Origin of the sequence: uncultured Pontibacter sp. (genome assembly GCF_947492645.1) — a bacterium.
Classification (GTDB): Bacteria; Bacteroidota; Bacteroidia; order Cytophagales; family Hymenobacteraceae; genus Pontibacter.
Genome location: NZ_CANLMZ010000001.1, coordinates 215,812 through 237,452, shown reverse-complemented (window position 1 = coordinate 237,452; position 21,641 = coordinate 215,812). Strand labels below are relative to the sequence as shown.

General features: G+C 48.3%; 13 protein-coding genes and 1 tRNA gene. 5 read left to right on the top strand and 9 right to left on the bottom strand.

From position 1 onward, the window contains the following. Positions 1–166 precede the first annotated feature (166 nt). Complete coding sequence (gene metF / locus Q1A23_RS00925; protein WP_299818141.1) at positions 167–1,123, top strand: methylenetetrahydrofolate reductase [NAD(P)H]; 957 nt, start codon at positions 167–169, stop codon at positions 1,121–1,123. A 96-nt stretch (positions 1,124–1,219) separates the two neighbouring features. Here metF and Q1A23_RS00920 read toward each other — a convergent pair whose 3' ends face one another. The 5 genes from Q1A23_RS00920 to hemW all read right to left on the bottom strand — a co-directional run bounded on the left by Q1A23_RS00920 (position 1,220) and on the right by hemW (position 5,130). Continuing rightward, positions 1,220–1,630, bottom strand: a complete 411-nt coding sequence (locus Q1A23_RS00920; protein WP_299818138.1) for a GNAT family N-acetyltransferase — start codon at positions 1,628–1,630, stop codon at positions 1,220–1,222. Then, complete coding sequence (gene ctlX, locus Q1A23_RS00915; protein WP_299818136.1) at positions 1,631–2,566, bottom strand: citrulline utilization hydrolase CtlX; 936 nt, start codon at positions 2,564–2,566, stop codon at positions 1,631–1,633. It abuts the gene before it with no gap. Positions 2,567–2,630: 64 nt separating this feature from the next. Beyond that, the gene (locus Q1A23_RS00910) at positions 2,631–3,401 is read right to left on the bottom strand and encodes a cyclase family protein (protein ID WP_299818134.1); all 771 of its coding nucleotides are present in this window, start codon (positions 3,399–3,401) and stop codon (positions 2,631–2,633) included. A 71-nt stretch (positions 3,402–3,472) separates the two neighbouring features. Beyond that, entirely contained in the window at positions 3,473–3,898 is a 426-nt protein-coding gene (locus tag Q1A23_RS00905; protein ID WP_299818131.1) for a hypothetical protein, read from the bottom strand. A gap of 104 nt (positions 3,899–4,002) precedes the next feature. Further along, entirely contained in the window at positions 4,003–5,130 is a 1,128-nt protein-coding gene (gene hemW, locus Q1A23_RS00900; RefSeq protein ID WP_299818128.1) for a radical SAM family heme chaperone HemW, read from the bottom strand. Positions 5,131–5,304: 174 nt separating this feature from the next. Here hemW and Q1A23_RS00895 point away from each other — a divergent pair, with 174 nt between their 5' ends. After that, positions 5,305–7,065, top strand: coding sequence for a BamA/TamA family outer membrane protein (locus Q1A23_RS00895; protein ID WP_299818125.1), 1,761 nt, complete (start codon positions 5,305–5,307; stop codon positions 7,063–7,065). Between the two features lie 80 nt (positions 7,066–7,145). Continuing rightward, a tRNA-Met gene (locus Q1A23_RS00890) sits at positions 7,146–7,221 on the top strand. On the opposite strand, the gene Q1A23_RS19555 is transcribed toward Q1A23_RS00890, so the two are convergent. The 4 genes from Q1A23_RS19555 to Q1A23_RS00875 all read right to left on the bottom strand — a co-directional run bounded on the left by Q1A23_RS19555 (position 7,178) and on the right by Q1A23_RS00875 (position 10,486). Further along, the gene (locus Q1A23_RS19555; protein ID WP_363322012.1) at positions 7,178–8,782 is read right to left on the bottom strand and encodes a recombinase family protein; all 1,605 of its coding nucleotides are present in this window, start codon (positions 8,780–8,782) and stop codon (positions 7,178–7,180) included. The genes Q1A23_RS00890 and Q1A23_RS19555 overlap by 44 nt on opposite strands. Beyond that, positions 8,775–8,957, bottom strand: a complete 183-nt coding sequence (locus Q1A23_RS00885) for a hypothetical protein (RefSeq protein ID WP_299818122.1) — start codon at positions 8,955–8,957, stop codon at positions 8,775–8,777. The genes Q1A23_RS19555 and Q1A23_RS00885 overlap by 8 nt, the downstream gene beginning before the upstream one ends. A gap of 93 nt (positions 8,958–9,050) precedes the next feature. Then, positions 9,051–9,911 carry a hypothetical protein gene (locus Q1A23_RS00880; RefSeq protein ID WP_299818119.1) on the bottom strand — a complete coding sequence of 287 codons (861 nt, stop codon included), beginning with the start codon at positions 9,909–9,911 and terminating at the stop codon, positions 9,051–9,053. Between the two features lie 11 nt (positions 9,912–9,922). After that, positions 9,923–10,486, bottom strand: a complete 564-nt coding sequence (locus tag Q1A23_RS00875) for a helix-turn-helix transcriptional regulator (RefSeq protein ID WP_299818117.1) — start codon at positions 10,484–10,486, stop codon at positions 9,923–9,925. A 171-nt stretch (positions 10,487–10,657) separates the two neighbouring features. On the opposite strand from Q1A23_RS00875, the gene Q1A23_RS00870 reads away from it, so the two are divergent. Together Q1A23_RS00870 and Q1A23_RS00865 are read left to right on the top strand one after the other, a co-directional pair. Then, positions 10,658–11,158, top strand: a complete 501-nt coding sequence (locus Q1A23_RS00870) for an SH3 domain-containing protein (RefSeq protein ID WP_299818115.1) — start codon at positions 10,658–10,660, stop codon at positions 11,156–11,158. A 267-nt stretch (positions 11,159–11,425) separates the two neighbouring features. Beyond that, on the top strand, positions 11,426–21,637 hold the full coding sequence (locus tag Q1A23_RS00865) for a PKD domain-containing protein (RefSeq protein ID WP_299818112.1): 10,212 nt from the start codon (positions 11,426–11,428) through the stop codon (positions 21,635–21,637). The last annotated feature ends 4 nt before the right edge of the window (positions 21,638–21,641 follow it).

The following is a 21,641-nucleotide window of genomic DNA, read 5'->3' as shown; positions in this document are numbered from 1 at the left end:
CAAGATCCTTCCAGGATGACAAATGAAAAGGGGCCAGTACTTTTGTAAGAGCTGATGAAGCAGTAAGTAAAAACTCCCCGCCTTAGACAAGGAGGGGTTAGGGGTGGTTGGACCCCACGAAACCAACCGTTTAACAATTGAACCATCTAACAATTTACCTAATAAATTGAAAGTAACAGACCACTTCAAGAATGCCAACGGGAAAACCCTGTTCACTTTTGAGATACTGCCTCCCCTGAAGGGCGAGAACATGAGAACCCTCTTCAACCACATCGACCCGTTGATGGAGTTTAACCCGCCGTTTATTGACGTAACCTATCACCGGGAAGAGTATGTGTACAAGCAGCGGGAGAATGGCCTCCTGGAGAAAATTACCACGCGCAAGCGCCCCGGAACGGTTGGTATTTGTGCGGCTATCCAAAATAACTACAAAGTAGATACGGTGCCACACCTGATCTGCGGGGGCTTTAGCAAAGAAGAAACAGAAAATGCATTAATCGACCTGCACTTTTTAGGTATAGACAACGTGCTGGTACTGCGCGGAGACTGCGTAAAAAGTGAGCAGCGCTTTGTGCCGGAGCCTGGTGGCCATAACTATGCGTCGGAGCTGATTGAGCAGGTGGTGGCTATGAACCAGGGCTGTTACCTGGACGAGGAGCAGGTAAGCAACAGCTGCACCGACTTCTGCATTGGCGTGGCTGGTTACCCTGAAAAACATTTCGAGGCACCCAATCCAAAGTCAGACCTGCGCTGGCTTAAAAAGAAAGTAGAGCTTGGGGCAGAGTACATCGTAACACAGATGTTTTTCGACAACCAGAAATACTTTGACTTTGTGAACCGCTGCCGTGAAGAAGGTATAAACGTGCCCATTATACCGGGCCTTAAACCAATGACTACCAAAAGCCAGCTAAGTATACTTCCCAGCTTCTTCCATATAGAGATTCCCTGCGACCTGGCCGACGCCATTGAAGCCTGCCCGGATAACAAAGCGGCCGCACAGGTTGGTGTGGAGTGGGCAATTAAGCAATCTAAAGAACTGATGGATTTTGGCGTACCCTGCCTGCATTACTACTCTATGGGCAAATCAGAGTCGGTAAGAAAAGTGGCAGAGGCGCTGTTTTAACGAGAATACCTTACACACTACCTATACTTTAACTACCTTAGGCTGGGGCTACAGCTCCAGCCTTAATTTCACCCTGTCAGTACACCGCATGCCGTTTTACATTATCGGTTCGGGATAATTTCGCAGAAAATACCCTTCGTCTATACTTTCAACCTTAAAACCGCAGCTTTTATAAAGGCTTAAGGCTGGTAAAGTGCTGTTGCCGGTGCAAACACTAAGCTGCTTTATACTTTGCTGGCTCGCCCATTGCTTCGCGAAGGCGACAAGTTTTCGGCCTATGCCTCTCCCCTGCATTGCTTCGGGTACTGCCACGTTCATCACCTCTGCTGCTGCACCCTGCTGCTGTATTACCAGCACACCAGCGGTTTCTCCATTGTAATCAGCAATAAAAGTATGGCTTTGATGGATGTACGAAAGTATGATTTCCTCGCTGGGATCTGCTAACAAGAGCAGCTCCATCGGCAGCAGTTCGGCTGGGGCCAGGGGGCGTATGGTGACTGGCAGCATTTATACTTGTGCAGGTTTAAAAATCTCTGCAATCATACAGCGCACGCTACCGCCGCCGCATTGCTCAATCAGGTGTATCGGGAAGTATAGCAGGTGGTTGTTGTGCTTCCGGAGCTTTGCGAGCTGCTCTGCTGTAAGCGAAGTATAAGCAGCCTGAGACATCACAAGTATACTTTCACCGCTCTTATTCTGCAGTTGCAGCATGTTACCGGCAAAGCTGTGGTGGGTTTGGGCGGCACTCAGTTCGATAATCTCTTTGCCGGTACTTTCCAGTTGCTGCCTTAGTTTCTGACGATCTTCCGGAGCCACTACATCCATACCAATAACGGCAAATGTGCTTCCGAGGCACATCATCACATTGGTGTGGTAAATTAACTCTCCTGTAGGCCCGTAAGCGCTAAAAGTTACCGGTTTATACTTTAGCTTATTGCAAAATTCCAGCAGCGGCTCCATTTCTGTTCTAGGCGATAAAGCTGCGTAGGCTAACTTGTTCACCCTGTCCAAAATCATGCTCCCGGTTCCTTCTAAAAATCTGGGTTCAGGTTGATCCTCAAAATGCTCCAACTGCAGGTGTTGTGTAAAGCCATACTTTTGAGTAAGAAAATCGATCACATCTTGCCTGCGTTCGCCTCTTCGGTTAACCGGGGCCATGGGGTAAGTAACGAGCTGGCCTGTTTGGTGTGTCGAAAACCAGTTGTTCGGGAAGATAGAGTCCGGGGTGCAGGAGTTTTCCACGTCCTGTATCACGTTTACAGTCACCCCAATTTCCTGTAGTTGCTGCACCATCTGCCTGAACTCCTCCAGCGCTCTTGCCTGCACTTCTGCTGTTGATAACCCTTCGGCCTGCCGCTGGAATTTATTTGTTTCGGCGGCATCCGGGTTATAGCAGAAATTTGTCGGCTCAATCATCAGGATGGTGTCGGTGCTCTGTTTCATATTTTCTGAGAATGGAGGCGTAGTATTAGTTTACTTATCGTACATTCTTTAGATCTGTTGCGTGCTACAACTGCGGAAATACTGGCGATAAAGTATAAAGTACAGGCTTGCTGGGGCTGGCATCGAGCTGCAGGCTGGCAATTTGCAGGTTCAGCAAGTATAAACCATCTGCTACATGCTCCGGAACGTAAATCAGTTCTGTGATAGTGGCGCCGCAGCGGGTGTTCTTCGGGTACTGCCAAAAGGCATGGTGGCATAGCAACTTACCTTCATCAAGTTCGCGGTCTACAGAGGGCAAGTCTAAGAGTAAGTGCTGTACGCCTTTCTCTGCCAGGTATTGCCCAATGGTGTGCTCCAAGTATGGCGGATTAGTGCCAGAGTAGTGGCGAGTAAGTTTGTCATCAGAGTTAGGCAAGGTGCGCAGTATAAGCGCCTCGCACTTTATGCCTTGTAGCTGCGCCCGCACATCCTCAAGCAAAACTATTTCATCGCCGTTCTCCAGCTTCTGCGGCTCTACCGTTATCAGCTGGGCCACAAATAAAAAACGTTTCAGGCAGTTGTGTATGGTCGCGTTTTCATCGGCAGAGATGTGGCCGTAGCATTCGGTGTGGGTACCGTTGCCGTGCGGCGTTAGGTGTATGCGCTTATAGTTGGTGCTTCCTCCTTCTGCCACGCTTCCTACAAAATCCCCTACCCTGATCACATCAAACTGAGCAGGATCTGCCCAAAAGCACTCTGGTTGCAGCGCTTTGTTGTGCAACGGCATCGAGATATCCAGCGGTTGCGTGGGATTAAAAGTATAAAGTTGGTCGCGGTAAGTAATGGTGGCTTCCATGGTATAGGGGCTTTTTAGCAAGTATAAGCTAAAATACCGAAACCTATACCTTGTGCCATGTAAAAGTATGCTTACAGGTAATCTTCCAGCAGCCAGCGCACAGCTTCTTCTTCCGAGGCAAAATCCTGTATGGTATAAGATATTTCGGTAGATGCCTCGGCGCGGGTTACGACAGAGGACAAGGCCAGTTTTTTAAACAGGTTATCAGGCATAACACGAGCCATTTTTTTTACGGCTGTTTGGGAAAACAAGGTATAGTAGGTGTTGGATAGCCAGTCTTTTGTTTCGGGGCCAAGTATAGATACCTGCTGCGCATTTACAAGCACTAGCTCGGCTTTGCGTTCCACGATCACCTCGTAAGCTTTCATTGCCTCAAACACAAATTCTTTATCAGTAAGCGGCTGCAGCCACTCTGTACGTACATACAACGCATCATCATCTGCTTCTATCTTAAAATCGTTTGATTTGTAGACTGTAGTTAGGAGCAATGCTGACATGTACCAATTAGATTAGAAGCTTCGAAATTACTGACACCGTTTGCAAATATTGTTTGTACGGAATATAACCATATTTGTGTTTAGCAGCGAGCTTGATTCATGCATTACTCTGCAAATAAGTCAAGCGTGATCTGGTCGGCCAAGAGTTTTCCTTTATCAGTCAGGTAAAGGATGTTATCTTTTATACGTGCCAATTCTTTATACTGTAACTCCTGCAAATACTTTTCGTGTGTTGCCTGCACATTGTGTTTATACTTGTCGCGCAGCTGGGTTAAATCGCAGCCCCAGATAGTGCGTAGCGTTGTAAGTAAATAATCGTTTGCCTGGTCGGCTGGTGTAAGGTTTTCTACCTCTGCAGGTAGTAGGCGCTGGTTAATGGCATCCGTATACTTGCGGTTGTTGGCTACATTGTACTGCCGCGACACACCATTAAAAGAATGTGCGCTTGGCCCAACACCCAGGTAATGCACGCCTCGCCAGTAATTACTGTTATGCTTCGACTCGTAGCCTGGCTGGCAGAAGTTAGATATTTCGTACTGCACATAGTCATGCTTCGCCATGTGGTCCAGCAAGATTTCGAACTGCTGTGCCGTAAAGTCATCCTCAGAAGGAATAAATTTTCCTTTTTTACTCCAGCGGCCTAAAGCTGTGTCGGGTTCAATGGTTAAAGCGTAGCAGGACACATGCTGCACGTTCAGCGAGAAAAGCGTTTTCAGGTCATCCAACCAAATGCTGTGGTCTGGTGCCGGTATGCCATAAATTAAATCTACGGTAATATTATCGAAGCCAGCGGCTTGGGCATCGCGTACGCATTGCAGGCTTTCGGTGGCATTGTGGGCGCGGTTCATCATGCGCAGGTGCGGCTCATGAAACGATTGCAAGCCTATACTTAAGCGGTGGATGCCAGCAGCCTTTAGTTCCTGCAGTTTCTCCGGAGACAGGTCATCTGGGTTAGCCTCCAGCGTAATTTCAGCGTTATCCGAAACTATAAACAGCCTGTTAATGGTTTGCAGAAGTAGTTGCAGTTCATCCTGGGTAAGTAACGACGGGGTGCCGCCGCCGAAGTAGATGGTTTTAACCGCCTGGTCTTGCAGGTAGTTTTTTCGCAGTTCCAGTTCCTGGGCAATGGCTTGTATGGTTTTTTCCTTTAGCCCCATCGAGGTGCTGAAATGGAAATCGCAGTAATGGCAGGCCTGCTTGCAGAAAGGGATATGGAGGTATATTCCGGACAAAATTTAAATGCTAAATTGTTGGGTGGTTAAATTACTGGTGTACTGCAAACTGAATTTCTGTATTCTTAAAAGTATAACAGAACCCTTTACCTTTGCTGGTACAAAGTATAACTATCAGTCCTTTAGAACCACATAACTAGTAACAATTTAACCCTTTAACAGTTCATCCTGCAAATGTATAAAATAGCCGCCGTAGTATTGTGTTTGCTTTTGTGGCTGCCGCATGTGCAGGCTCAAAAGCAACCTGCTGCTACACCCCGGCCTAAAGTTATACTTCGGGTGCATAACACCCCCGCAGATGCTCCTGCTGTTCGCAGTTATACTTATCAGACCACGTTTTCCGATTCTGTAGAGGCGGTTAAAGAAGTACGTTCTTTTGTGCACAGGCTGCAGCAAGACGCATACTTGCTGGCCTCGGCAGATAGTTTATACTTGCGCCGCGATACGCTCCACGTGAAACTACACCTTGGCCAGCAATATGCGTGGGCACAGCTTCGCAATGGTAATTTAAGCGAGGGCATTTTAATTGAATCAGGCTTCAGGGATAAATTCTACAGAGATGTGCCTTTTAAGCCGCAGGAATACGTAAAGCTGCAGCAACGCATTTTAGATTATGCCGAGCGAAACGGTTATCCGTTTGCCTCTGTCTGGCTCGACTCCATCAGTATAAAAGACGGTAAAATTAATGCTGCCTTGATGGTGGAAAAGGCCTTTGTCGTTACCTATGACTCGCTGGAGATAGTAGGCGAAACCAAAACACAGCCTAAGTTCCTGATGCGTTACCTGCAGCTCTTGCCCGGGCAAATTTACAATCAGGATCAGGTAAACGCATCGCAGCGCATGCTTACGCAACTGCCTTACATCAGGCAAACACGGCCGCCACAGGTGCAGTTTACCCGCGATAAGGCCAAAGTGTATTATTTTCTGGAAGACCGGCAGGCAAACCAGATAGATGGTATCGTCGGGTTTTTGCCCGACCCTTCGAGGCAGGACAAGCTGCTGATAACCGGCGAGGCTAACTTGAACATCCGCAACATACGCGGCACAGGCAAGCAACTGGGGCTGCAATGGCGACGGGTAAATAAAGGCTCTGTTATACTTAACGGCGAGTACCTGCACCCTAACTTATTTGGCACGCCATTCGAGCTCGGCACCAAACTTAATCTGCTCAAGCAAGACTCGTCGTTTATTACCATACAGCCGCGCCTGCAACTGGCTTATTATACTTTAAAGTATGGCAAGTTTAGCGTGTTCACAGAGTGGCGCAACTCACGCATACTATCGTCGGCTAATACCCAAAGCCTGCAACAGTTTGATTTAGCGGATGCCCGCACAAATACCTACGGCCTTAACTACCTCTGGAATAACCTGGATGACTTTTACTTTCCGAGAAGAGGACGGCTTGTTGAGATGCAGCTGGCGGCAGGCACAAAAAGACTGTTGCGCAACCCTGACCTGGAGAAAAGCTTTTACGATACCCTAGACCTGAAGACAACCCAACTTAGCCTGGGCCTAAGGGTAGAGAACTTTCTGCGGTTTGGCAAGAACAGCGCCTTGCTAACAAGACTACGCGGCGAGGCGCTGCTAAACGACCAAGTGTTCTTGAACGATATGTACCGGATCGGAGGCCTTAACACGCTTCGGGGTTTTGACGAGTACTTCTTTTATGCTTCAGCCTTTGCCGTTGGCACCTTAGAATATCGCCTGTTTACAGCCGCCGACTCTTACGTACTCCTGTTCTACGACCAAGCTTACTATCGCAGCGATTTAGAGAACAGCGAAGCATCTGATTATCCTTTTGGTGTTGGTGGTGGTATCAGCTTTAGCACAGGCGCAGGCATATTTCAGCTAGTATACTCTTTGGGCAAATCAAGTGATCAGCCGTTATCTTTTAAATATTCTAAGATACATTTTGGTATAACCAGCAGATTTTAGCAATCTCCAACTTTTTTAGCCTTTTTTTGTATAAACACTTGCATAGTATACTTCAAAGCTATACTTTTGTATCATAATAGTGCGGGATGGAGCAGTTGGTAGCTCGTTGGGCTCATAACCCAAAGGTCACAGGTTCGAGTCCTGTTCCCGCTACCAAAACGGACCGATTAGTGGAAACGCTAATCGGTCTTTTGTTTTTAGTGCTGTAAGTGCTTGACATAGTGTGAATTAAGTTAAGTATTGTGTTGGTTCTTTTGGTTCGATAATGCCCTGTTTCTGTGTTGTAGGAAATACCGTTAGGGAACAAGAGTTTTTGGATCCTGTGCTTCTCGTTGGTGTTGCCTAAACCCCATGATTCTGAGATGTTTACAAGAATACTGGTGCCAAAATCTACGAATTTTTCAAGGTTCGATAATTCTAAAGTAGCTTTTCTTTTTTCTTCCTTTATTGCGTGTAATTCAGCTTCCAGGCGTGTAACGAGTTTATCGTACATTGCCTTTTTGATGTTGCCATCAATAAGGTTTTCAGCTGCTTTCTCCAATTTGTCTTCTATGGCTTTGATAGTAGCCCTATAGTCTTGCTTGACCTCTGCCTGTTGCTTGGTAAGTTCGTTGAATGTGACTGCCAGCTGATGCTTTAACGGGGCAATGTAGTCGGGGGCTAAGTCATAAGTTTTCAGGAAGCTGTTGAACTGGGCATGCATGTGCTGTGCGCTTTTGTTACTTCCGCACCCTTTTTTATTGCATTTATAATAAAAGAGTTTCTTCCTCTTGACTTCATATCCCGTCATCAGTGTGCCGCATTTGCTGCAGTATACAAAGCGCTTTAGTGGTAAGGTGTCATCTATGGCTTTGTGTTTGTAGCCATGGTTGTTGCGGGCCTGAATCTGATTCACCTTCAGAAATATATCCTCCGAGATCAGTTTTTCCTGCCTTCCGTTTACCACTTCTCCCGGGATTAACTTGTTGACAATCTTGCCACAATAGAAAGGATTCTTAAATATTGCTGTGAGCATCTGCTTGCGAATTCTTAAACCCATCATTCGAAGCCTTTCTAAAATTTGCTCATTGCTCAGTCCCTCGTTGGCCTTCATTTTAAAGGCTTTTTGAATCAGCTTGCCTGTAGCGTTGACTGTGATTTTTTGTTCGCCATTCTCAGTCTTCTGGTCGAAGCCCATAGGTGCCTTAAAAGTTGCATGGCCTTGTCTGAGTCTTTCAATTGAACCGGCCATGGTTTTTTCCCTGCGCTGGTCGTTATCTAGCTCACCCACTAGTAACATCATGTTCTGAGTGAAAACGCCGCTTGGAGTTTTAGAATCCACGTGTTGGGTAACCGAGCAAACATGAACTCCCTCCTTTTCAAGATCCTTCTTGATAGTCGCTGCGTTCAGCCCTGACCTGGAAAAGCGATCAAAACTATATACAATGATATGCCCAATATCAGAATCCTTCCGTCGCACAAAATTGAGCATGCGGTTGAATTCCTTGCGCTCATCATTCTTGGCGCTTTCGTGGGTTCCTCCGAAAAATTCTACTATTTCATACCCTTGCTTGTTTGCAAAATCAGTACAGGCCTTTTTCTGAAAAGGTAGACTCTGGTTATGTTCTGCCTGATTCTTAGTTGATACCCGTGTATAGATCACCGCTTTCTTGCTTTCTGCTTTACTGGTGTCTTTGCCAGTTTTAGCGAATTGTTGAAATAAGGCTTGTTTACTCATGGCTCACGTTGTTAAAAATGCTAAATGCAATTGCTGCAAGCTCCTGAAGCGTTCTCAAGCTTTCTTCCGCTTGCTCATCAGTCAAATCCTGTAAACCAGGATAGGTTCTCAATAGATCAGAAGTTAATGGTGGTAATGCTTTCTGTTTTTTCTGGTTTTTCTTTAAAGTGTTCAAAGTTAACATTGATCTAGCGCCTCTCTGGTTTCTCCAGTAGAAGAGCCTATTGTTGTTTGGCCCGATGGCTACGGTGCCACTGTTGCTAAAAGATCAAACTTTCAGCCTTAAGCGTTCTTCATATTCGAATTTGACGGTTTTAGGTCCATACTCAACATTGTTTAATCTGTTGTGGCTGGGCATTTTATTGGAGAACAGATGAAATTCCTGTTTTGTGAGAACCAGGTATTTAGACGTTGCCAGTAACCAATTGGTGTGCTGTTTATCAGTTACTTGTTTGATCTCTATCTTCTCCCATTCTTTAGCTCTTGCCAGCTCAAGCACCTGTTTTTCTTCAGGTGATGTTAAAGTTGTCTGAGTTTTTATCTCGGGTAAGCTCATCGGTCCTGCTATGCACTTCAGTATGCTGTAAACAGAGAAGGAGATTACAGCCTGATCATGGAGCGCGTAGTTTTCACTGCTGGGTACCTGTGCCAGAAATCCTATATCCCCATCACGTGTGAATTGTATAACCAGGTCTTTCTGCTGGACAAGCGCTGCGGCAACAAGCAATTCTAGAAAGGTGCTGGAGGCATTAGGGTAGGATAGTATAGGGTTTCCTGTTTCTTCTTCAGTAGAGATAAGTGCATCTGCTTCTTCTACTATGTCTGCAAAGAGGCGAAGCATAAAGCTCCACAGGACCTCAGGTGCGTAGTTGCAGCTTTTTAGCTCCTTTAGCATAACAAACCAAACGCATTCAGTAATGTTGAAATGTTTGTGCTTTTTTACCTCCAGCGGTCGTGGCACAAGACGCTCTCTAAGGAGCTGCTGGTACGTATCGTCAGCCAAGCCCGCTTGTTCAAGCGTTGCTATCCTTTTCCGTACCTGCGATACGGCATCCTTCTGGCTAAGCTTCAGGTTGTGGTTAATTAGCGGAGTGGCTGGCTTAAAATAAGATGCGTCTGGTGCTTTCATAGTTGGATTGTTTATTTTTTCCCGCTTAACCTACTCTTCAAGTCCTTATTTAATGCGTCAATAAAATAACTTGTTGTCATTAGTAACTGTGCTTTCTTGTATTCATTATACGCATGTAAAAGTGGCGAGTCGGCAAAGGTGTTTTCCTTGTTAAGGATGTGGGCCAAGCCATCTATATTGAAAACTGCTGCCATGGCGTCCATAGGTGTGTCTTTGGTTTCAAGGGTGGACGCAAGGGCAGGGTTTTGAAAGTGCTTTACTAAAGCCTCTAAAAAATGCTCTGTGTTTGCCTGCATGCGCTCAATCTGGGCAGCCTGCTGTTTTATTGTTTCTTCTAATACGTTGCTATTCGTTAACCCTAGCCTCTCCTGCGCTGTTTCATGGTTCCGTATCTCCTCGCTGGACATCCCAAACACTTCTTGCAGGATTTCTAATTTCTCAGGAGTCAAAGCTACATCGCCTTTTTCTATCCTGCTGTAATTGGCTTTGCTCATGCCTAATTTCTGAGCAACATCTTCCTGAGTTAGCTTTTTAGAAAGGCGGATTGATTTTATTTTATTGTGAATCTCTGTCATGATCCAAAGGAAGTAACATTATGTTACATTTGCAATAAAGTTTAAAAAATATATTTTGTTGCATAAGTTGCAGTGTTAGATCGAGAGGACTATAGGTATTCAAAAATCTTAGATTTTGAATATATAGTTTAATAAATTAGCGACTCAGAATTATATATTAACCTCTCTTACATGAGCACCTGTAGCGTTTACATTTTTGCAACATCTCTTTTGCTGTCTCTTATTGCGCCTAAAGAATCTGATTTGTCTGCTGGTGATGCGCACGGTGGCAGATGCACCGGAAAAGTCAACTGCACCGCCTGCTCTTCCTGTAACTATTGCAAGCATTGCAACAGCGGCGGCTCATGCGGGGTTTGTGGAGGGGGCAGCTCTTCAGGTAAGAGCACTTACTCTTCTAGCTCTTCAGGTACATCAAGTACATACTTTCCTTCTAGTTCTGGGGGATCAGTTTTAAGCAAAGCACGCTACTACATAGATGCAGATCTGTTAAACGTGCGAAGTGGGCCAGGTTCTGACTATAGCGTGGTGGGTAGAGTTTCCAGAGGAGAGGTTATAAGTGGCACTAGCAGTATCTCTTCCTCCTGGGTAAAGATAGATTATGTTACGGATGCTGAAGGCTCGGTTAGGCAGGTAGCAGGCTATGTGAGCAAGAAATATCTGATAGCTTATTAAGGCCTTCTGTATTCAACTGCTGCAGTAACTATTGAAGCATCTCCTTGCTTCTCCAGCGAAACCCCAAGTGCAGTCCTTTTTAGAGACCATTTGGGGTTTTATGTTTTATCATTATTTGTTACATATTTTTTCATTGTTATATATTAATCAACCGATTATATTTAAATTCGCATCCGAAATATAACAATAGGTGAATATTCGAATGGACGTACCAAAACACGACCTGCCTGCTATTGCCTAAGAAAACAAACTTAGTTTAACCATTCTATGGGAATACGTTTACTCCGGAACAGAATTGTTCTGTCCATTACCCTTGCCTTTCTATCTCTCTTTTCAGTTTTTGCGCTTACCAGAGACTTTTCAGGATTTTCGTTGAATGTATTTGCGGCAGACCCTAATTGTAAACCCGTTATTACACCAGCAGGACCTTTAGAGGTGTGCGAAGGAAGTAGTATCAAGTTAACATCAAGTTTAAAGGGCACAGCATATATATGGAAGAAAGGGGGCAACATAGTTTATGAGGGGCCGAATGATTTTTATAACGTATCCGAAAGTGGCAGTTATACTGTAGAGGCTAATGGAGTTGCCGATTGTACTGGTTCAACAGCGCCTTCGGAGGCAGTAACTGTTACTGTCAACCCTAAACCAGCAGTTGATTTTTCATTCACCAATGATGAGGCTTGTTCAGGGACTTCAATCAAATTCACAAATAACTCGACAGGAAGCGGTCTTAGCTATAGCTGGGATTTTGGAGATGGCAGCCCTATAGTGAATTCACATTCTCCTGCTCACAAATTTAACGTTGTAGGTTCAGGCACAAAAGATTTTTCAGTTAGGCTTACTGTAACATCAGATAAGGGATGTTCAAGTTCTATTGCTAGAGTAGTAAGAGTAAAGGAGGCACCAAGTGCTGAGTTAAAAGATACGGATGTAAGCTCATGGCAAACTCCGTTTGTAAGATGCTCTGAAAATGCTTCTACTGTTAATTATACATTTAATGTTAGTAACCAATCCACAACATCAGCAAATAATAGCGGCTACTCCATTGATTGGGGAGATGGGACCTCTGTAGAATCATTTGGCGCAAACTTTACTACTGCATCCCATACATATACTCAATTAGGTGCTTTCAACATCGTCCTAACTGTTACGGGTTCTAATGGGTGCGTATCACGGAAAACTTATCCTGCATATATCGGAAGTAATCCAAGCCTTACTGTAGGGCAGCCAGGCAACACTGTAGGGTGTACCCCTCAGGCCTATACTTTTCCAATTAGTGATGTATCAGGTAACACGCCAGCTACAAAATATACTTTCCAGTTTGATGATGGTACGCCTGCTTACGAATTTACACAGGATAACATACCAGCAAGCCTTACCCATGAATTCAATAAAAGCTCATGCGGTAATACAAAGAATGCATTTACATTAACAGCAAGGGCAGAAAATCCTTGTGGGGAAACAACTGTTACAGTTAGTTCTATTAAAATTGGGTCTAAACCTAAAGCGAATTATAGTTCTTCACCTCTAAAGATTTCTTACTGCCCTCAAGATATTATATCATTCACCAATACAACAATCAGGGGAAACACAATAGTTGGGAATAACTGTGTATCAGTAACTGACTATAAATGGGAGATTGAGCCAGCAACAGGCTGGGGATGGCAGACAGGCAACTCTACTTCAGAAAACATTAGTCTCAAATTCACAGCCACAGGCACATATAAAGTAAAGCTGACGGCTACGAGTGGGTGCGGGTCAGATGAAATAGTAAAGGAAATCAAAGTTATTGCTCCACCACAGGCAGCATTTACCACTAATCCTGCCAGCGGAGAAGGGTGTGCCAATCTAACTGTTACTCCAACCAATACCTCTGTTGGGGAGAACTTGAGCTATACATGGTCGGTAAGTCCCAACAGCGGCTATACATTAACAAATGGCTCGTTAACCAGCACCAATCCTGTATTCAGCTTCACGCAGGCAGGCAACTACACCATCACACTTGTTGCCACGAACTCCTGCGGCACTAGCACAGCCACCAAGAGCATCATTGTCAAAGAAAAACCAATCGTCCAGCTGCCATCTGACAAGACCTACTGTGGTCCGCAGACAATTAAATTCAGTACTGTCAATACCAGCCATACCCCAGCCTACAACGCAAAGAATGGAACCATCAGCGCTTACACCTGGTCTGTGGGCGGAGGAGCGACATTTGTAGGCGGTACAAGCAGCTCTTCACAGTATCCGGAGATCAATTTTCCTGTAGCAGGCACCTATACGGTTACTGTGCAGGCGACGAACGAGTGTGGAATCTCGACCCCTGAGAGCCAAATCATCACTATAAATGAACTTCCTGCTGCCCCTAGTGTCACGCCGGTAACTGTTTGCAAGGGCAGCAGCGCTACGCTTACGGTCTCAGGCAGCGGCCCAACCTATAAGTGGTACACAGCCGCAACGGGCGGTACGGCTATCTATACTGGAACAGCTTTAACAGTAAATCCAGCCAATACAACAACCACCTATTATGTCGAGGCGGTTAGTGCGCAGAACTGTATCAGCGCCTCCCGTACCCCGGTTACCTTAACTGTGACCGAGCCGGTGGCAAACAATATCATCGGGTCATCTGCCAGTATCTGCGAAAATTCAACCGCTCCCACTTTGACAGGCTCTACCCCTACCGGAGGAGACGGGAATTATGCTTACACCTGGCAAAGCAGCACCAACGGTACTTCTTTTGTTAACGCAATCGGAATAAACAACGAGAAAGACTACAGCCCAGGCGTGCTTACGCAGAAGACTTGGTTCAGGAGAATCGTGAAGTCAGGTGAATGTATACAAGACATTAGTGCCCCGGTAGAAATCACTACAATTGCAAGACCGGGTGCACCTACCGTCGCAGGCACAGAAATCTGTACAGGGAGCTCCGCTACATTGGTTGCGCCTGTAGTCACTGGCATTACCTACAAGTGGTATGATGTTGCCTCGGGAGGCTTTCCTTTGGCAACAGCCAACAGTTTTCCTACTCCGCAGCTTTCCACTACGAAAACTTATTACGTGGAGGCGGTCAATAGCAGCAACTGCGCGAGCCCAGCCCGAACAGCCGTAACCGTGAAGGTTAACCCTGTGATCAGCAACAACACGCTTAGCGCCAATCAAGATATTTGTGCAGGGGCAGTCGCAGCAACCATTGTGGGGGCTGCGCCTGTAGGCGGCAATGATGGCTACACGTACAGGTGGTATAAAAGCACCACCAGCGCCTCTACTGGCTTTACCTTGGTTTCCGGAGCCACGGAAAAGGATTATGCGCCCGGTGCAGTGTCTGTCAAGACATGGTATTACCGCGAAGTCCTGTCAGGAGGTTGTATCAGCCAGTCTGCTGCTGTAGAGATAGCAGTTAAAACGGCCCCTGTTGCTCCTACAGTCGCGAACCCGACAATCTGCAAGGGCAATACCGCGTCGCTTACGGCCACCGCTCCAGGCGGCAGCTATACCTGGTATGATGCCGGCGGCTACAAAGTAGCTGAGAACACCAATGTTTTTACCACACCAGTGCTTAACGCCACCACGAGTTACTATGTGGAGACAATGGTAAATGGCTGTACAAGCGCCACCAGGACAAACGTTACCGTTACAGTACAGCAGCCAATCACCAACAACATCGTTAGCGGACAGCAAAGCCTATGCAAGGGAATGCCGGCTGCCACCCTGACAGGAAGTAATCCGTCTGGAGGCAGCGGCACCTACACGTATCGCTGGGAAAGCAGTACCACCTCTGCCACAGCGGGATTCTCTGCTGCTTCAGGCACAAATACAGGAAGCACCTATAGCCCAGGTACCCTGACGCAGACAACTTGGTTCCGAAGAGTAGTTATCTCAGGGCAGTGCGCCAACAGCGAAAGTAACGTGGTGGAGATCAATATCACGCCGGCGATTACAGCAAATACTATCACGGGTGAACAAACAATTTGCGAGGGGACTACACCCGCAAAAATATCCGGGGCCGAACCAAGCGGCGGCACAGGCACCTTTGCGTATGCGTGGTCTTTCAGCACAAACGGAACAACCTTCACCCCTATGGCGAACGCTACTGAGCGGGAGTACACCCCCGGAGTACTGACAGAAACCACCTGGTTCCGGCGCGATGTAACCTCGGGAAGCTGTACCGTCAACAGCGAAGCAGTGAAGGTTACGGTAGAGAAAAACTTAGGCAGCAACACAATTACAGCGGATCAGACAATCTGTAAAGGGACAAGTGCCGCTCAGCTTACTGGTAGCATACCATCAGGTGGTAGTGGAGCCTACACATATAGCTGGGAGAGTAGTACCGATGGTACAACCTATACTGCCGCATCAGGAACAATTAATACTCAGCATTACAGCCCAGGTGCCATTGAGGTAACTACTTGGTTCAGAAGGAAGGTAAGCGGCGGCATGTGTGCCCCAGACTACAGTAACCCTGTCAAGGTTACGGTCTCTGAACCAATCGCAGACAACACTATCTATACGGAGCAGTCTATCTGTAGCGGTAGTATTCCGGGAGCGCTTGTGGGGTCAACGCCTACAGGAGGTGACGGTGCCGGCAATTTCAGCTACCGATGGGAAAGCAGTACCGTATCTGCTACGAATGGCTTCAGCCCAGCGGCAGGTACTAACACCTCGAAGGATTATTCGCCTACTGCAGCGCATACCCAAAACACCTGGTACAGAAGGGTTGTCAACTCGGGGGCTTGCTCAGGTACTTCAAATGCCATAGCGATTACTGTAAAACCTTTGCCGGCGGCTCCGTCTGTATCTCCGAAACGAATCTGTGCGGGCTCAACGGCTACTCTAACAGCCATGGGAACAGCCACCACCTATAACTGGTACGCTACTCCAACTGGAGGTTCTGTGCTGGAAACAGGCAGTACCTTCACAACAGATCCCCTGTCAACCACCACTACGTTTTATGCCGAATCCATCCAGAATGACTGCGCGAGCAGCACAAGAACGGCGGTAACGGTGACGGTGGATAATCCAGTGGCCGGCAACACCATTTCAGGAGCGCAGGAGATTTGCCTTGGAGGCACCGCGACAGGCCTGCCAGGCTCAACTCCGACAGGCGGGGATGGTAGCGGGAGCTTCACTTACCTCTGGGAAAGCAGCGCCGACGGTGCTACCTTCTCATCAGCCGCAGGTGCTAACAGCCAGAAGGATTATACTCCGGGGGCACTAACCGCAGATACTTGGTTCCGCAGGAAAGTGACATCAGGAAGTTGTGAGCCGAGTTACAGTAACGAAGTTAAAATAACGGTAACAGCAACCATTGCCAACAATGCCATTTCTGCGGCTCAGACTGTTTGCAGCGGCTCATTGCCACAAAAGCTTACGGGAAGTTTGCCGCAAGGAGGTAATGGCGCCTTTGCCTACACATGGGAACAAAGCACAGACGGCAACAGCTTCTCAACGGCTCCAGGAGCTGTCAACGGGCAAGACTATTCCCCTGAGGCGCTAACCCAAACCACCTGGTTCCGCAGAAAAGTCACCTCCGGCAGCTGCAGCGTTTTCAGCAACCTGATCAAAATAACAGTAGAGGTTCCTATAGGCAATAACACCGTCGCTTCCGCTCAGAGCATTTGCGCAGGCTCGGTGCCAACCGCCCTCACCGGAACGGTACCGACAGGGGGAGCGGGGGCTGGAACCTACTCCTTCCTATGGGAGAGCAGCACGACCTCCGCTACCGAAGGATTTACCGCAACTACAGGTATAAACAACGGTGCAACCTATGCGCCTGCAGCGCTCACACAGACGACCTGGTTCCGCAGAAAAGTTACTTCTGGCGTCTGTGCGTCAGACTTTAGCCCCGCAATTGAGATTGCGGTAACGCCGGTAATCACGATGAATTCCATCTCTTCGTCACAGGAGATATGCTACAACACGATACCGGCAGAGCTCACAGGTCCTGAGCCGGAGGGCGGAAACGGTACAGGCTCCTTCACTTATGTGTGGGAAAGCAGCACTACCTCCGCCACAAGCGGGTTTGCCGCAGCCGCAGGCGCCAACACAGGTATTAGCTACAGCCCAGGCGCTTTAACGCAAACAACCTGGTTCCGCCGTAAGGCCTTTTCAGGAGCCTGTTTCTTGCTTTCTGACGCTATCAAGGTAACGGTAAAAGCACTTCCTTCCGCACCGACAGCCAGCGGGCAGACCATCTGCGCCGGCAGTACCGCCACGCTCATGGCCTCCGGTGCTGCAGATGCTTTCGAATGGTATGCAGATGCTGTCGGCGGAACGGCCTTATTTACCGGAGAGTCTTACAAAACAGATAATCTCACAGCAACCACTACCTTTTATGTGCAGGCCGTGAAAGACGGCTGCGCCAGCGCTACCCGCACCGCGGTTACGGTTAAAGTGGAGCAGCCTATTGCAAACAATACCATCGGGCAGGAACAGGTGATTTGTGCAGGAGCAATACCGAGTGCCCTGACAGGCTCTACGCCAACCAATGGCTCTGGGAGCTACACCTACACCTGGCTCTGGAGTACTGACAACGTCACGTTTACAGCGGCACCCGGAGCAAACACAGGACCTGGTTATGCTCCTCCGGCACTAGCGGAGAGCACTTATTTTAAACGAGTGGTGACTTCGGGGGTATGCCAGCAAAGCGAGAGCAACGTGGTGTTGGTTACCGCCAACCCTTCCCTGACCAACAACACTATCGGACAGGAACAGGAGATCTGCTATGGCAGTATCCCGACAGCGTTTGTCGGCTCTACTCCTGCGGGGGGTGACGGAGATTACAGGTATACCTGGCAGGTGAGCACAACATCCGCCTCCGCAGGATTCGTGAATGCCCCGGGCGCTAACGATGGCAAGGACTATGCTGCGGGAGCACTAACTGCTACCACCTGGTACAGGCGTATTGTAAAGTCCGGCGGTTGCGAAGTCGTGTCATCTGCCATTAAAGTGACGGTGAACCCGCTACCTTTGGCTCCTACGGCAGCAGGTCAGGAAATTTGCAAGGGCGACATGGCCACATTGATAGTAACAGACAACGGCGGCATCTATACCTGGTATGAGGAAGTCACTAGTGAAAACACACTGCATACCGGAACCAGTTTCAAAACACCTGCCCTTCATAGCACCACCACCTATTACGTGCAGGTGACGGATGCAAAAGGGTGTGCCAGTCCACGAACTCCTGTTACTGTAAAGGTGAATCCTCTGCTGGCAGGCAACAGTGTTACAGAAAGCCAAGCTATCTGCACGGGGGAGAAACCGGCTGACCTTGTAGGTTCCACTCCTACAGGCGGTAACGGTGTCTATGTGTACCTGTGGGAGCAGAGCGCTGACAACGTGACCTATGTGCCAGCCACGGGAGTCAACAACTCACGCGACTACCAGACTACGGCCTTGACGCAGGAGACCTGGTACAGGCGCAGGGTTTTATCAGGAGGATGTGAGAGCATATCAGAACCGGTGCAGATCATCGTGAACGGTGTGATCGCCAACAACAGCATCAGCTCTCCACAGACAATATGCACGGGTACAGTACCGGCGGCACTAAGCGGTACAGCGCCAACCGGGGGCGACGGCACATACTCCTATCGCTGGGAGATAAGCACAAACGGTCCAACCGGTATTTTTACAGCGGCGCCGGGAGATAATAGCAAACAAGGCTATGAGCCGGGACCGCTTACCAAAACTACCTGGTACAGACGTGTTGTTCAATCTGGCGGATGCGCTGATTTGTCTTCGGCCATAGAGGTGAAGGTGAATGAGAAGATTAGCAATAATGCTATCTCTGCAGACCAGATTGTATGTAAGGGCAGTGATGCGGCAACGCTAAACGGTAGCCTGCCGACTGGCGGCAATGGCACTTATACTTATGTGTGGGAAGTAAGCACTTTAAGCGCCACAGACGGCTTTACACAGGCAACGGGGACGAGTAATGGCCAGCACTATTCCCCAAGCACCCTTACCCAAACATCCTGGTACAGAAGGCGGGTAATCTCAGGGCCCTGTGAGGAACATGTCAGCGCTGTTGTTAAAATCATGGTAAACGAAGCAATTGCAGACAATGCTATTACAGGAGACCAAATTATCTGCGCCGGTACCGCACCCACTGCTTTAACAGGTTCATCACCGACAGGCGGTAGTGGAGCTTATGTTTACCTGTGGGAGTACAGTACCGAGAGTGCGACCAGTGGCTTTAAGCCAGCTTCGGGCATGAACAACGGAGATCAGTACCAGGCAAGTGCCCTTACCCAAACAACCTGGTTCCGGAGAACAGTACTGTCCGCGCCTTGTCCGGCACTAGTGAGCAATGTCATCAGGGTTACGGTAAATCCTGTAATTACGGAAAACACAATCAGCGGCAACCAAGTGATTTGTTCAGGCGATGTACCGGCCTTGTTTGCAGGCTCTGTGCCTAAGGGTGGTGACGGAGTTTACGCATATCTGTGGGAGTACAGCCAGGACGGGGTAGTTTACGAAGCGGCACCAGGTAAAAACAACGTGCAGACGTACCAAGCCACCAGCCTGACGCAGGACACCTGGTACAGAAGAGTAGTGATGTCTGGTAATTGTACCTCTGTAACTTCAGCAGTAAAAATAACAGTCAACCAGCCGATCTCAGACAATCTGATTTCTGAGGACCAGGCTGTCTGCATGGGTGGTACACCGATCGGTCTGTCCGGATCAGAACCAAAAGGCGGTAACGGGAACTACACTTATGAATGGCAGAGCAGCACCAAAGGGCCTAACTCAGGTTTTGTGGCAGCGGTAGGTGTAAACAACCAGGAAAGTTATGATCCGGGAGCACTTACGCAGACTACCTGGTTCAGGCGTATGGTTACGGCCGGTCCTTGCCCTCCGAGCTATAGCAATGCTGTTAAGATTTCTGTGAACCCGCCAATCGCAAATAACAAAGTCGGTCTGGCGCAGGCTGTGTGCATGGGCGTGACCCCGGCACCGTTAACCGGTACAAAGCCAACGGGCGGCGATGGTGAGTATCGCTATGTGTGGGAGAGCAGTACCAAAGGGCCAAATACCGGCTTTGTACCGGCGGACGGTACAAACAATGAGTTTACATATGCTCCGGAGCAAATAACAACGACTACCTGGTTCCGCAGGGCGGTGTATTCCGGAGGCTGTGTGCATGTCTCTGTTGCTGTTCAGATTACAGTGCTTCCTCAGGTAACCGGAAACAGCATCAGTACCGATCAAACCGTTTGTGTCGGTTCTCCGGCAGGCGCACTCACAGGCACTGTGCCTTCAGGCGGCAGCGGCTCTTATACTTACCTGTGGGAGGCTAGCACAGATAATATGAACTTTGCCCCTGCAAGGGGAATCAACAATGGAGTAGATTATGATCCAGGCACCTTGACTTCCACCACCTGGTTCAGGCGCATCGTGTCATCAGCACCATGCTCTGAAGTGGTTAGCAACGTTGTGAAAGTAACGGTTAACATGCCGATAGCCAACAACACAGTAGGCTCTCCGCAGCGCATTTGCGCAGGCGTTACACCGGCTTCGCTGCAAGGCACCTTGCCTACAGGCGGCAGCGGCACTTACGTTTACCTGTGGGAGCAAAGCATTACCAGCGCCACAGCTGGCTTTACGGCAGCTTCAGGTGTAAACAACACTGCCACCTACCAACCGGGACCACTTAGCCGCACTACCTGGTTCAGACGTGTGGTGTCGTCCCTTCCATGTCAGAACAGTGTGAGTGCGGCAATCGCCATCACGGTGGATCCCTTGCCGGCGCCACCTTCCGGAACAGGAGCAACCATCTGTCCTGGGGAAACGGCCACTTTAAAGGCCTCATCACCGGTTGCAGGTGTAGTATTTGAGTGGTATGACCAACCGACAGACGGTGTGATGCTGCACAGAGGTAGCACCTATACGACCGATGTTCTGATGACTTCTACTGATTTCTATGTGCAGACGGTTAACAGCTTCGGCTGCGCCAGTGCCAGCAGGGTGAAAGTAACGGCGGAAGTTCTCGCTTCTACTGCTGACGCGGGTCAGGATGTTATCATCATCAAAGGTCAAAATACAGGCCTGCACGGCAAGGGTGGGGAAACTTACCAATGGTCACCTGCTACCGGTCTGTCTAACCCGAATATTGCCAATCCGGTGGCTACTCCGCAGGAAACGACAACCTATACTTTGACAGTGACGACAAAGGCAGGCTGTACTTATACCGATGAAGTAACGGTTACTGTGCTGCCTCGCATCGACCCGACAAACGCCATCACCGTGAACGGGGACAACATCAACGACTGGTGGGAGATCAGAAATATTGAGTCTTATCCTGACTGCCATGTAAAAGTGTTCACGCGTTGGGGAGCACTCGTGTATGAGTCCTATGGATATAAGGTTCCGTGGGATGGAACCCACAATGGGAAGCCGCTTCCAATGGCTGCTTACTACTATGTGATTGACTTAGGTATGGGCGGGGAGAAACCGGTTTCAGGTAGTGTTACACTTATTAAATAACGGC